Annotated in this window: 12 protein-coding genes; 4 read left to right on the top strand and 8 right to left on the bottom strand. The window is 69.8% G+C overall.

Annotation, left to right across the window (positions count from 1 at the left end):
* The first annotated feature begins 17 nt into the window (after window positions 1–17).
* The gene (locus ACIBG5_RS14805) at window positions 18–575 is read left to right on the top strand and encodes a YdeI family protein (RefSeq protein ID WP_396392082.1); all 558 of its coding nucleotides are present in this window, start codon (window positions 18–20) and stop codon (window positions 573–575) included.
* A 445-nt stretch (window positions 576–1,020) separates the two neighbouring features.
* Here ACIBG5_RS14805 and ACIBG5_RS14800 read toward each other — a convergent pair whose 3' ends face one another.
* On the bottom strand, window positions 1,021–2,238 hold the full coding sequence (locus ACIBG5_RS14800; RefSeq protein WP_396392081.1) for a cation:proton antiporter: 1,218 nt from the start codon (window positions 2,236–2,238) through the stop codon (window positions 1,021–1,023).
* A 1-nt stretch (window position 2,239) separates the two neighbouring features.
* A complete protein-coding gene (locus ACIBG5_RS14795) occupies window positions 2,240–2,758 on the bottom strand; it encodes a cation:proton antiporter regulatory subunit (RefSeq protein ID WP_396392080.1) in 519 nt (172 codons plus the stop codon).
* 98 nt (window positions 2,759–2,856) lie between these two features.
* Here ACIBG5_RS14795 and ACIBG5_RS14790 point away from each other — a divergent pair, with 98 nt between their 5' ends.
* Together ACIBG5_RS14790 and ACIBG5_RS14785 are read left to right on the top strand one after the other, a co-directional pair.
* Window positions 2,857–3,399 carry a PadR family transcriptional regulator gene (locus ACIBG5_RS14790; RefSeq protein ID WP_396392079.1) on the top strand — a complete coding sequence of 181 codons (543 nt, stop codon included), beginning with the start codon at window positions 2,857–2,859 and terminating at the stop codon, window positions 3,397–3,399.
* Window positions 3,396–5,417: an FAD-dependent oxidoreductase gene (locus ACIBG5_RS14785; protein ID WP_396392078.1), complete on the top strand. Its 2,022-nt coding sequence runs from the start codon at window positions 3,396–3,398 to the stop codon at window positions 5,415–5,417. Before ACIBG5_RS14790 ends, ACIBG5_RS14785 begins: the two co-directional genes overlap by 4 nt.
* Window positions 5,418–5,516: 99 nt before the next feature.
* Here ACIBG5_RS14785 and ACIBG5_RS14780 read toward each other — a convergent pair whose 3' ends face one another.
* On the bottom strand, window positions 5,517–6,479 hold the full coding sequence (locus tag ACIBG5_RS14780) for a hypothetical protein (RefSeq protein ID WP_396392077.1): 963 nt from the start codon (window positions 6,477–6,479) through the stop codon (window positions 5,517–5,519).
* Between the two features lie 267 nt (window positions 6,480–6,746).
* On the opposite strand from ACIBG5_RS14780, the gene ACIBG5_RS14775 reads away from it, so the two are divergent.
* Window positions 6,747–7,985, top strand: a complete 1,239-nt coding sequence (locus ACIBG5_RS14775) for an FAD-dependent monooxygenase (RefSeq protein WP_396392076.1) — start codon at window positions 6,747–6,749, stop codon at window positions 7,983–7,985.
* On the opposite strand, the gene ACIBG5_RS14770 is transcribed toward ACIBG5_RS14775, so the two are convergent.
* The 5 genes from ACIBG5_RS14770 to ACIBG5_RS14750 all read right to left on the bottom strand — a co-directional run bounded on the left by ACIBG5_RS14770 (window position 7,935) and on the right by ACIBG5_RS14750 (window position 13,157).
* Complete coding sequence (locus ACIBG5_RS14770) at window positions 7,935–8,525, bottom strand: TIGR03086 family metal-binding protein (RefSeq protein WP_396392075.1); 591 nt, start codon at window positions 8,523–8,525, stop codon at window positions 7,935–7,937. The two genes, ACIBG5_RS14775 and ACIBG5_RS14770, sit on opposite strands and share 51 nt — an antisense overlap.
* 117 nt (window positions 8,526–8,642) lie before the next feature.
* Window positions 8,643–9,224 (bottom strand): HhH-GPD-type base excision DNA repair protein, encoded by a 582-nt coding sequence (locus ACIBG5_RS14765; protein WP_360458196.1) that lies wholly within the window; start codon window positions 9,222–9,224, stop codon window positions 8,643–8,645.
* A gap of 43 nt (window positions 9,225–9,267) precedes the next feature.
* Entirely contained in the window at window positions 9,268–11,352 is a 2,085-nt protein-coding gene (locus ACIBG5_RS14760) for an iron ABC transporter permease (RefSeq protein WP_396392993.1), read from the bottom strand.
* A gap of 5 nt (window positions 11,353–11,357) precedes the next feature.
* Window positions 11,358–12,329 carry an ABC transporter substrate-binding protein gene (locus ACIBG5_RS14755; RefSeq protein WP_396392074.1) on the bottom strand — a complete coding sequence of 324 codons (972 nt, stop codon included), beginning with the start codon at window positions 12,327–12,329 and terminating at the stop codon, window positions 11,358–11,360.
* 12 nt (window positions 12,330–12,341) lie between these two features.
* Window positions 12,342–13,157: an ABC transporter ATP-binding protein gene (locus ACIBG5_RS14750; RefSeq protein ID WP_396392073.1), complete on the bottom strand. Its 816-nt coding sequence runs from the start codon at window positions 13,155–13,157 to the stop codon at window positions 12,342–12,344.
* Window positions 13,158–13,167: the final 10 nt, after the last annotated feature.

Here is a 13,167-nt window from a genome sequence, read left to right as displayed (position 1 = left end):
GGCGCATGCTCGGTGGTATGAACGATGACGCGGCCCTGAACTGTTCGGGTGTGACGCAATGGCGCACCTGGTTGGCGACGAACGGCCGGAGCGAGCGGTCCGTCTGGCTGATCGTTCGCCGGGATGCGGCGGGCGTGAACCTGGCGGATGCGGTCGAGCAGGCGTTGTGTTTCGGGTGGATCGACAGCAAGACGATGAAGCGTGACGACCGGACGACGTACCAGTGCTTCACGCCGCGGAACCCACGCAGTACGTGGAGCAAGGTCAACCGCGAGCGGGTCGAGCGGTTGACCACGGCGGGCCTGATGGAGCCGGCCGGCCAGGAACTCGTCGACCACGCTCGGCGGACCGGCACGTGGGACCTGCTCGCCGACGCGCAGAACCTGGTCGTCCCCGCGGACCTCCGGGCCGCCCTCGCCCAGAACCCCACGGCAGCCCACCACTTCCACGCGTTCCCGCCGTCCACCCGCCGCGCAATCCTCGAATGGATCACCCTCGCCAAACGCCCCGAGACGCGCGCGAGCCGCATCGCGCACACAGTCACTCAAGCAGCCCACAACCACCGCGCCCGCTGACCCCACCCCCCGCCGCCCCCCGCCTCCCGCCACCCCCGCCCGCCGCCCCCGCCGCAGCGTCTGCTGGGTTGGCCAACGAGACGGTGGGTTGGCCAACCGCACGCGGTTGGCCAACCCACGGTTTGCTGGGCTGACCCAGCAAACCTGCACCTTTGCGGTCACCGCAGTCGCGTCTGCTGGGTTGGCCAACGAGACGGTGGGTTGGCCAACCGCACGCGGCTGGCCAACCCACGGTTTGCTGGGCTGACCCAGCAAACCTGCACCTTTGCGGTCACCGCAGTCGCGTCTGCTGGGTTGACCAACGAGACGGTGGGTTGGCCAACCGCACGCGGCTGGCCAACCCACCGTCTGGTGGGCTGACCCATCAAACGGCGGCCTGGGGAGGGACCTCGGGTCGGGCGGGGTCGGGTGGGGTCGGCGGGGCCTCGCGCGGGGGTGGGATGGGTCAGGTGGGGGTGTTGGCGGGGTTGTCGAGGCGTTCGGCGGCGGGGGCTTCGGCGGGGGGAGGCTTGCGGGTGGTGAGGCGGCGGGCGATGGGTTCGGTGTAGCGCGCTGCGATCGGGCCGAGGATGACGAGGATCAGGACGTACGCCGTCGCCAGCGGGCCGAGCTTGGGTTCGACGCCGACGGCGAGGCCCGCGATCACGATGGAGAACTCGCCGCGGGCGACCAGCGTGCCGCCGGCGCGCCAGCGGCCTGCCGATCCCACGCCGGCCCGGCGCGCGGCGTACCAACCGGTGAAGATCTTCGTGAGCGCGGTGAACAGCGCGAGGGCGAGGGCGATCGCGAGCACCGGCGGGATCTTCGCCGGATCGGTGCTCAGTCCGAAGAAGACGAAGAAGACCGCGGCGAACAGGTCCCGCAATGGACTGAGCAGGTTCCGCGCGCCGTGCGCCACCTCGCCCGACAGCGCGATCCCGACCAGGAACGCACCGACCGCCGCCGACACCTGGAGCTTCTGTGCGATGCCCGCGACCAGCAGCGTCAGCCCGAGTACGACGAGCAGCAGCATCTCCGGGTTGTCCGAAGAGACCGCCCGGCTGATCACCCGGCCGTAGCGCAGCGCGAGGAACAGGACGACGCTGACGGTGCCGAGCGAGATCAGCAGCGTCATGCTGCCACCGGCCAGCCCGACACCCGCGAGCAGCGCGGTCAGGATCGGAAGATAGACCGCCATCGAGAGATCCTCGAGGACCAGGATCCCCAGCACCACAGGGGTTTCGCGGTTACCGAGGCGGCCGAGGTCGCCGACCACCTTCGCGATGACGCCGGACGACGAGATCCAGGTGACACCGGCCAGCGCGACCGCGGCGGTCGGCCCCCAACCGAGCAGCAGCGCCACCGCCGCGCCCGGGATCGCGTTCAGCAGGAAGTCGACCGCGCCGGAGACGTACTGCGTCTTGAGCGTGCTGACCAGATCCGATGCGGTGTATTCCAGACCGAGCAGCAACAGCAGCAGGATGACGCCGATCTCGGCGCCGGTGGCAACGAACTCCTCGCTGGCCGCCAGCGGCAGGAGACCACCATGCCCGAAGGCGAGGCCGGCCAGCAGGTACAGCGGAATCGGTGAGAACCCGAGCCGGCCGGCGATCCGGCCGAGGATGCCGAGGGCCAGGATGACCGCGCCCAGCTCGATCAGCAGGGCGGTGAGGTTCTCGTGCATCTCACCCTCCCGCGATCAGGTCCGCGACGGCGTCCACGCCTTCGCGGGTGCCGACCACGACGAGGGTGTCGCCGATCGCGAAGCGGAAGTCCGGGGTCGGCGACGGGGTCGCGCCGGTCCGCCGCAGGACGGCGACGATCGACGCACCGGTCCGGCTGCGGGCCTGGGTGTCACCCAGCGTGCGGCCGCCGTACGGCGACTTGGCCGTGATCGGGATGTGCTCGGTGACGAGGTCGATCTCGATCTCGCCGCGGACCGGATCGAGCGGGGCGGGGATGAGCAGTTGGGCCAGAGCGGCCGCCTCACCGGGGTCGAGCGGGACCGAGTCCTTGCAGTTGTCGTCGTCCTCGGGATCGTGGAAGCCGAGGAACCGCCGCCCGTCGTTGCGCACCACCACGGAGACGTGTTTGCCGCCTTCGGTGATCAGGTCGTACCGGGCGCCGATCCCGGGCAACGTCGTCTTGGTCGGGCGGGCCTGCTGGTCCATGATGCTCCGATCCGCGATAGCTGGCGTCGGCAACCATTGTCCCAAACCCCGAAACCCCTGTCCGGTCGCCGACTGTGATGTTTCCTGCACTCAGCTGCAGTGCAACTCGTTGCATAGGTAAGGTGCCGCACATGGCGTTGGAGCACGCGATTCTGGTCTCACTGACCGAGCGGGCCGGGTCCGGGTACGAGCTGGCCCGGCGGTTCGACCGGTCGATCGGATACTTCTGGCCGGCCACCCACCAGCAGATCTACCGGGTGCTGCGCCGGATGGAGGAGGCCGGCTGGGTGAAGCACACCGAGATCGCGCAGGAGGGCCGCCCGGACAAGAAGATCTACCGCGTGTCCGCGGCCGGTCGCACCGAGCTCTCCCGCTGGCTGGCCGAACCCGAGGACCCCGCCGTACTGCGAGACGGCTTGGGCGTGAAGCTGCGCGGTGCGTCGCTCGCCCCACCTGGCGCTGTCCTGCGGGAGGTGCAGCGGCACCGGGCAGAGCACGCGACCCGGCTCGAGCTGTACTGCGGAATCCAGCGGCGGGACTTTCCGAAGCCGGCCAAGCTGAACGGCCGGGATCTGCATCAGTACCTCGTGCTCCGCGGCGGGATCCGGGCCGAGGAGTCGTTCGTGGCCTGGTGTGACGAAGTGATCGACGCACTGCGGAAGGACAAGTCGTGACCGCATACCCCCATCTGCTGGAGCCGCTCGACCTCGGTCACGTCGTACTGCCGAACCGGGTGATCATGGGCTCGATGCACACCGGCCTCGAGGACCGGTCGAAGGACCTGCCGAAGCTGGCGGCGTACTTCGCCGAGCGGGCGCGCGGCGGCGTCGGCCTGATGGTGACCGGCGGCTACGCCCCGAACCGCACCGGCTGGCTTACGCCGTTCGGCTCCGTGCTCACGAGCCGCCGCCAAGCGCGGAAGCATCGCGTCCTCACTGATGCCGTGCACACCGAGGGCGGCCGGATCGCTCTGCAGATCCTGCACGCAGGGCGGTACGCGTACCACCCGTTCAGCGTCTCCGCCTCCGCGCTCAAGGCACCGATCAATCCGTTCAAGCCGCGCGCCCTGTCCGACCGCGGCGTCCGCCGGCAGATCAAGGCGTACGTCGACTGTGCCGCCCTCGCCCGTGAGGCGGGGTACGACGGTGTCGAGATCATGGGGTCCGAGGGCTACTTCATCAACCAGTTCCTGTCCGAGCGCACCAACAAGCGGACGGATCGCTGGGGCGGCAGCCCGGAGAACCGGCGCCGGCTCGCGGTCGAGATCGTCCGCCGGACCCGCGAGCGCGTCGGTGCCGACTTCCTGATCATCTACCGGCTGTCGATGGCGGATCTGGTCGAAGGCGGACAGAGCTGGGACGAGGTCGTTGCGCTGGGCAACGAGATCGAGGCGGCCGGTGCATCGATCATCAACACCGGCATCGGCTGGCACGAGGCGCGCGTTCCGACCATCGTCACGTCCGTGCCGCGCGCGGCCTTCACGAGCGTGACCGCGGCGTTCAAGCCGCACGTCACCATCCCGGTGGTCACCTCGAACCGGATCAACCTTCCGCAGGTCGCCGAGGAGGTCCTCGCGCGTGGCGACGCCGACCTGGTCAGCATGGCCCGCCCGTTCCTGGCCGATCCGGAGTGGGTGCGCAAGGCAACAACCGATCGGGCCGACGAGATCAACGTCTGCATCGCCTGCAACCAGGCGTGCCTGGATCATGTGTTCGCCAAGCGGAAGGCGAGCTGCATGGTCAACCCCAGGGCCGCCCACGAGACCGAGCTCCAGTTGCTGCCGACCCGTCGTACCAAGAGCATCGCAGTCGTCGGTGCCGGGCCGGCCGGGCTGGCCGCGGCGGTGACGGCGGCCGAGCGCGGGCACCGGGTCGAGCTGTTCGAGACCGACGACGAGATCGGCGGGCAGTTCGGGATCGCGCGGCGGATCCCCGGCAAGGAGGAGTTCGCCGAGACGATCCGCTACTACCGGCGGCGGCTCGAGCTGACGGGCGTGAAGCTGCATCTCGGCCGGCACGCGACCGTCGAGGACCTGGCCGGGTTCGACGAGATCGTCCTCGCCACCGGCGTCGTACCGCGGGTCCCGGCCATCCCCGGCATCGACCACCCCAAGGTGCTCTCGTACGTCGACGTCGTCCGCGACGGAAGGCCCGTCGGGGCGACGGTCGCGGTCATCGGCGCGGGCGGGATCGGCGTGGATGTCAGCGAGTTCCTGACCACCGAGTCCTCGCCCTCGCTCGACCTGGACGCGTGGAGGTCCGAGTGGGGCGTCGCCGATCCGACCCTCGCGCGCGGCGGACTCACCACACCAAAGCCGGAGCGGTCGCCGAGGCAGGTGTACCTGCTGCAGCGCAAGGCCGGGAAGATCGGCGCGGGCCTCGGCAAGACCACCGGCTGGGTCCATCGCGCGGCCTTGAAGAACAAGCAGGTTGAGCAACTCCGCGGGGTGAACTACGAACGCATCGACGACGACGGGCTTCACCTGACCTTCGGCCCGCAGCGCGAGAAGCCCCGCGTGCTGGCCGTCGACACGATCGTCGTCTGCGCCGGTCAGGAGCCGGTCCGCGACCTCGCCGAGGCCCTCGCTGCCACCGACCGCCCGGTCCACGTCATCGGCGGCGCCGACGTAGCCGTCGAACTCGACGCCAAGCGCGCCATCGACCAAGCCACCCGCCTCGCCGCGACCCTCTGACTGCGGCGGGTGGCGGGTTGTTTGTTGGCTGGCGGGTTGTTTGTGCGGCAGCGGTGAAACAAGCCGCCAGCCGGCACGAGTGCGTGCGGGGGGTCACCGTCAGAGACAGCGCGCGGCCTTCTTGCCGTCGGGGGCGATGGCGAACCAGAGGTTGCCGACGCCGTAGCCGGCTGTCTGGCCGAGCTTCTTGTCCTTGTGGAAGTAGTACAGCGGCCAGCCGTTCAGGGTGACCTGCTTGCCTTCCGGCCGGTCGATCGTGCCGACCGACGCCCGGTTGATCTTCGAGCTCAGGACCTTGACGCCCTTCTTGCCCGCCAGCACCGGCTCCCACTTCTTCGTGCACTCACCCGTGCAGCTGGTCCGCGACGGGCTGTTGGAGTCGTTGTCGAAGCGGTAGATCGTGCGTCCGGCCTCGTTGGTGACGAACGGCATGAACCCGTCGACCACGTTGACCGTCAAGGTCTGCACATCTTTCCGCACCGGCGTGGTGGTCTCGGTCGGCTTCGTCGACTTCGCCTTGCCACCCTCGGGGTTGACCGCGAACCAGAGTCCGCGCAGACCCTGACCAGCGAGTTCACCGAGCTTGAGGTCGCTCTTGAAGTAGTACAGCGGCCAGCCCTTCAGCGTGACCTGCTGGCCTTCTGGGCGGTCGATCGTACTGAACAGGCGCTCGTCGATGCCGCCGCCTTCGACCACTACACCGGATCCGGCCAGCACCGGCTCCCACAGCTTCAGGCACTCGGCAAGACAGGTGGACTTCGACGGGTTCGCGGAGTCGTTGTCGAACCTGTACACGGTGCGGCCGGTCGCGCTGGTGACGATCGGCGTCAGGCCCGGCACCTGCTGGACCTTCAGCACCTTCTGTTCCTGGTCGCCGTCCTGACTGATGCCCTGGGCACCCTTCGCCGGTTTCTGCTTGTCCTGCTGGGGTTCTTGAGTGGGCGACGTGCTGCCGGCCGAGGGGTTGTCGTTCGTGAACGCGCCGTAGATCGGCGACTCGCAGGCCGACAGCGACACGACGGCAGCAAGGGCGGTCAACGTCGCGGCGAGGTGCTTCTTCATCAGATCCTCCGAACCGTAAGGCGTTTGTTGTCTGTCTGTGTCACGGCGGAACACGTGCGCTCTGCGGGATCGGTTCAACACCAGCCGAAAAACTTGAGCACCCGCACCATCGGTTAGTTGCCTGAGGCCCTTATTTCGCCGCCTCGGCCAGTGTCGCGGCGCACTAGGGCGCCACCCCCGAGTGCCCTAGTGCGCGCTGGCCCAGGCCGCCCGACCCAGTGCACTGTGTACGGCGTACGCGCACTAGCCAACGAGAGGGTGGACGAGATGACGAAGACTGTGCTGATCTCCGGTGCTGGGATCGCGGGACCGGCGCTGGCGTACTGGCTGCGCCGGCAGGGGTTCACGCCGGCGATCGTCGAGGTGGCGCCCGGTCCGCGGCCCGGCGGGCAGACCGTGGACCTTCGCGGGATCTCCAAGCAGGTCGCCGAGCGGATGGGCCTGATGCCACAGATCGCGGCGCGGCAGCTGCACGAACGCGGTCTCGAGTACGTCCGGGCCAGCGGGCGCACGGCGGCGGCGATGCCGGCCGAACTGCTCGACGGCGCCGGACCCGTCGCCGACGTGGAGATCCTCCGCGGCGATCTGGCCCAGATCCTGCACGACGCGACCACCGACGACGTCGAGTACCTGTACGGCGACTCGATCGAGGCGCTCGACGAGGACGCGACCGGCGTACTCGTTACCTTCACGAGTGGGACGCGGCGACGGTTCGATCTGGTCGTCGGGGCTGACGGGGTGCACTCGCGAGTCCGCCGGCTCGCGTTTGGCCCGGAGGAGCAGTTCGTGCAGCACCTCGGCGGCTACACGTCGTACTTCACCGTCGAGGCGCCGGAGCCGCTGAACCATTGGATGAAGATCTACTCCGCACCTGGCGGGCGCTGGGTCGGGCTGCGGCCCGACCACGACCCGGGCGTCGCGAAGGCGCTGCTGAGCTTCCGTTCGCCGGTGATCGGCTACGACCGACGGGACCTCGACGCGCACAGGGTTCTGCTGGCGGAGCGGTTCGCGGGCCTCGGCTGGCACACCGAGCGCATCCTGGCCGGGTTGCGCGACGCGGACGACTTCTACTTCGACAGCACCAGCCGGGTCGTCGTACCGAAGTGGTCACGCGGCCGGGTGGTCCTCGTCGGGGACGCCGGGTACTGCGGTTCGCCCCTCGCCGGGCACGGGACCGCACTGTCACTCGTCGGCGCGTACGTCCTGGCCGGGGAGCTAGCCATCGCGGACGGCGATCACTCCCGCGCGTTCCCGGCGTACCAGGCCAGGATGCAGGCGTACGTCGACCAGCGGATGGAACTGCCGCCCGGCGGGATCACGATGGCGATGCCGATGACGGCTCTCGGGATCCGCCTGCGGGACACCTCGATCCGGCTGACGATGTCGCGCCTGTTCGCCGGCCTGCTGGCCAAGCTGGCGGTCGCCAAGCCCGACGCGATCGACCTGCCGGAGTATTCAGTCGAACGGGGAGGCCCAGTCGGGATTGCGGCCGAGGAGGCCGAGTAGCTGGTCGAGGTCGGAGGCGTCGCCGGGGACCTTGACGCTGCGTTCGAAGGCGAGTCCCGGGCCGCGGGCGACGTCGGTGTCGGGGATCCGGCGGGCCACGCCGAGCGCCATTTCGACCATGTCCGGCGGCGGGTCGTACGGGACGTCGATGGCGCGGGCCAGGTCCCAGGCGTGGACGACGCAGTCGAGTTGGTGGAAGGTCAGCGCGATCCGGCGCGGAAACGAGCCGAACTCGCGGACCTCCATCAGCCGGTCCAGCGCGCCGCCGTCGGCGAAGGCGTCCGCCACCCCGACGTTGGACCGCCGGTACGCACCGGCCGGGTTGTCGCCGAGGCGGCCGCCGTTCCAGGCCTGGACCGGGGCCGAGCCGTTCAGGGCCGCGGCCGCGAAGCCCTCGTTCTCGCTGACGATATGGCGGAGCAGTCCGCGGACGGTCCAGTCCGGACAGGGCGTCGGGAACCACATGTGCTCCGGGCGGATCTGCATCACCACTTCGCCCAGAACTGCGCCGGCCCGCCGATCCAGATCCCGGATGTCCATCCGTGCTCCTCCCGTTGCCTGCCCAGGCGAGCATAGGCCGGACGAACCTGTTTCGGCAGGGACCTCGGTGGGCGCAAGGGACAACCCGCGTGGCCGGCGGGCGCTGCGGCGAGGCGGTCAGCCGGCTTTGGCGGCGGCCTTGGCGGCCTTCTTGAAGGAGCGGACCTCGAGCAGGGACTCGGCGTCGGTGACGTCGGCGATCGAGCGGCGGGCGCCGCGGTCGCCGTACGCGCCGGCCGCCTCGCGCCAGCCCTTGGGCTCGACCCCGCGCTGCTTGCCGAGGAGTGCGAGGAAGATCTTGGCCTTCTGCTCGCCGAAGCCGGGCAGGGCCTTCAACCGCTTGAGCACCTCGGGACCGTCGGGCTTTGGCCGGCCCGCGGTCCAGATCCCCGCCGTCTCGCCGCCGTAGTTGTCGATGATGTGCTGGGCGAGCGCGTGCACCCGGCGGGCCATCGAACCGCCGTACCGGTGGATGGCCGGCGGGGTGACACAGAGCTCGACGAAGGTGTCGAGGTCGGTGGCGGCGATCTTGTGCAGATCGAAACCGTCCATCCGGTCGGCGATCTTCTGCGGGCCGGAGAACGCGTGCTCCATCGGGTACTGCTGGTCCAGGAGCATCCCGGTCAGCAGGGCGAACGGGTCGTCGTTCAGCAGTTTGTCCGCGGCCGGGTTGCCGGTGAGGTGCAGTTCGCGCAGCATGACGCCCATCTTGACACGAACCGCGAGGTCCATCGAGCCCCGATTACCGGGCGGGAGCGCGGGTCCGCCAGAGCAGGTAGACGAAGTACGGCGCTCCGATCAGCGCGGTGAGCAGGCCGGCCGGGATCTGGGCCGGGGCCAGCACGGTCCGGCCGAGGCTGTCCGCGAGGCTGACGAGGATTGCGCCCAGCAGGGCGGCAACCGGCAGGATCCGCGACTGCCGTCCGCCGACCAGCGCGCGGGCGGCGTGCGGCGCGACCAGGCCGACGAAACCGACGACTCCGATCGCCGAGACCGCTGCCGCCGTCAGCAACGCCGCGCACAGCAGCGCCAGCAGCCGGGTCCGCTCCAGCCGTACGCCGAGAATCCGCGGCACGTCGTCGTCCAGCGCGAGCAGGTCGAGTTCGCGCCGTGCATGGACGATCACCGGGGTGAAGACGAGCAGTGCGATCGCGACCGGTGCCACCTGCGGCGGGGTGCGTCCGTAGGTGCTGCCGGACAGCCAGGTCATCGCGAGGCTGAGGTTCCACGGGTCGGTGGCGACGATCAGCAGAGTGATGATCGCGGTCGCTCCGGACGAGACGCCGACGCCGATCAGGACCAGCCGGTCCGAACTCAGTCCACCGCGCCACGACACCAGGTAGACCAGCGCGAAGGTGCCGAGGGCCGCGACCGCGGCAACGCCGGACAGCAACCAGATGCTTGCTGACGGCAAGAGGATCAGCGTGGCGATCGCGCCGACGCCGGCGCCGCCGGTGATTCCGAGAATGCCGGGCTCGGCCAGCGGGTTGCGGCACACCGCCTGCACCGCCGTACCCGCGATGGCGAGGGCCGCTCCGCACAGTACGGCGGACAGGACCCGGGGGAACCGCTGGTCGAGGACGTAGGTGATCGCGCGACCGGAGCGTCCGTTGACCCAGTTGACGACATCGCCGGTGCGGAGGAAGGCGTCGCCGGTGAGCATGGCGAAGACGGCGCCACCGAGCAGCAGGAGGACCAGGACGCCGGTCACGACGAGGAAGGTACGCCGGCTGCGCAGCCCCGCGCTCGTGCCGCCTGGTGACCTGCTCGGACCGGAGTCGCGGTATCTCCGTGCGAGCCAGACCAGGACGATCGCGCCGACCATCATCGTCATGATGCCGGTCGGGATCTCCACCCCGGCTTGCCCGCCGAATGCGGCTCGCAGCGAGACATCGGACGCGAGCACGATCAGTACGCCGGCCAGCCCGGACAGTGGAAGCAGTACGCGATGCCGTAGCAGTCCGGGGACGAGTGGGGCCGCGAGCCGCACGAGGACTGGTGCGACCAGACCGACGAACCCGACCGGTCCGGCGACAGTGACCGCGGCCGCGGACAGCAGCACCGTGACCAGCGTGATCATCACGCGGACGCGTCGTACGTGCACTCCCAGCACCGAGGCGGTGTCGTCGCCGAGGGCGAGGATGTCGAGCTTCGGGGCCAGCAGCAGCGCGGCGACGATGCCGGCGGCAACTACCGGCGCCATCTGGGTGACCGCGTTCAGGTCGGTCTGGACCAGCGTGCCCGCGCCCCAGGCGAAGGTACCGATCGTCTCCTCGCGGTACAGCAGTAGCAACAGTGTGGTCACGCCGGCCAGCGCCATCGCCACCGCCGACCCGGCCAGGATGAGCCGGGTCGGTCCGGACGATCCTCCGGCCGAGAGCGCGAGGACCAGAACAGCAGCCGCCAGCCCGCCGAGGAAGGCGATTCCTCCGGCCGGGAGTACGGGCAACGGAATCCCGAACGCGGCCACCACCACGACCGCCAAATACGCCCCTGCATTGACCCCCAACGTGTCGGGCGAGGCGAGCGGGTTACGGGCCAGCGACTGCAGGCCAGCTCCGGCGACACCGAGAGCCACCCCCACCAGCACCCCGGCCAAGAGCCGGGGGAGGCGCGAGGCGATCAGGACATTGGAGGCGTCGTCCGTGCCCTGCCCGATCGCCAACCGCAGGAGATCCCCGGCGCCGACCGACGAAGTCCCCTGCGTGAGGTGTACGCCGGCCAGGACGACGATCGCCATTGCCGCGACCAGGAACACCCCGGCCACCCGAACCCGCCGCACCGGCTGCTGGAGCGCCGCGGCCTGGGCGGCCGGCGCGGCTGTCACCTGGGTCAAGAGGTGACTGCCTGGACGGTGGCGTCGATGAACTGCTGGGTGGACTTGGGGCCGCCGAACATCCAGATGCCGTCGGGCAGGCGGTGCACGTTACCGCTCTTCACGAACGGGAGGTTCTTCCAGATCGCGTTCCCGGCCAGGTCGCCGCCGAACACGTCACCGCCGTCGTTCTTGTTCGCGATGTACAGGAAGTTCCCGTCCTTGAGCTTCGTCATCCCCTCGAGATCGGTCTGCGCCAGTCCGTAGTCCTTGTCCCCGGCGCCGGTCCAGCCGTTCTTCAGCCCCAGCTCGGTAGCGACCGCGCCGAGCAGCGAGCCGGTGGTGTACATCCGGATCGAGATCGTGCTGCCCTGCTTGTAGCCGTCGGCCATCGTGAAGCCCTCGCCGGCCTTGCCCGCGTCGGCGATCTTCTGCTTGCCGTCGGCCAGCGCCTTGTCGAAGTCGGCGTTCAGCTGCTTGGCCTGCTCGGCCTTGCCGACCGCCGCGGCGACCAGGTCGAGGTTGGTCTTCATCTGCGGGATCGCGTTCGCCGCGTCCGCGCCGCGCACCACCAGCACCGGCGCCGCCTTCTCGAGCTGCGCGATCGTGTTCGCCGACTCGTCAGTGGTCGTGATGACCAGGTCGGGGTTGAGCGCGACGATCGCGTCGACGCTGGACTCACCGCGGGTGCCGACGTCCTTGACCGACGGGTCGAGCTTCGCCGCGGTGACCCAGTTCGTGTAGCCCTTGGTGTCGGCCACGCCGACCGGCATCACGCCGAGGGTGACCAGGTTCTCGACCACACCCCACTCCAGCCCGACCACCTTGGTGGCCGCCGCCTTCAGGTCGATCTTCTTGTTCCGCGCGTCGGTGACGGAGACCGGCTGGGCCGCGGCGTCGCTGGTGTCGTCGGAGGCGGCCGGTTCGCTGGTTCCACAGGCTGTCAGCAGGAACAGGGCAGCAGCGAGCAGGGCAGTGGTTCTCTTCATGGGGTCCTGACCTCAGATAGTTGTGACGCGGCTCAGGTGCTTGCCGATCGGACGGGTGGTGACCAGGCCGGTGGCCGGGTCGGTGCCGACCTCGATGCGGATGCCGTAGGTGGCAGTCAGCGAATCCGCGTCCAGCACCTGCTCCGGCGTACCGGTCGCACGCACTCGCCCCTGATCGAGCAGTGCGATCCGGTCTGCGACCGCGGCGGCTTGGTTCAGGTCGTGCAGTACGACGCCGACCGCGACACCGTGCTCGTCGGCGAGGTCGCGCATCAGGTCGAGGATCTCGATCTGATACCGCAGATCGAGAAACGTGGTCGGCTCGTCGAGCAGCAGGACGCCGGTGTCCTGCGCGAGACAGGTGGCAAGCCAGACGCGCTGCAGCTCGCCACCGGACAGTTCGTCGACCGCCCGGTCGGCCATGGTGGTCACGCCAGTGACCTCCATCGCGTGATCGATCGCGCGATGGCCGTCCGGGTCTTCGCTGCGCCACCGCCCGCGGTGCGGATGACGCCCGTACCCGACCACGTCGCGGACGCTCACGCCGTTGGGAGTCGGCCGCGACTGGGACAGCAGCGTGACCTTGCGAGCGAACTCCTTCGCCGACAGGGCCAGTGCGTTGCCGCCGTTGGGGAAGGTGATCCGGCCGCCGTCCGGATGGTGCAGCCGGGCCAGCGCGCGCAGCAGCGTCGATTTGCCGCTGCCGTTCGGCCCGACCAGGGCGGTGACGCCGGCGGCCTCGATCCGCAACGAGGCGCCGTCGACGACTCGTTTGCCGTGATATCCGAGCCGCAGTTCGTCGCCCGCCAGCCCCACCATCTCCCGCATGGCGGAGAGG

The organism is Kribbella sp. NPDC050241, from assembly GCF_044459685.1.
GTDB lineage: Bacteria > Actinomycetota > Actinomycetes > Propionibacteriales > Kribbellaceae > Kribbella.
Note: the sequence above shows the minus strand (reverse complement) of the source record. Positions and strands in the feature narration are given on the sequence as shown.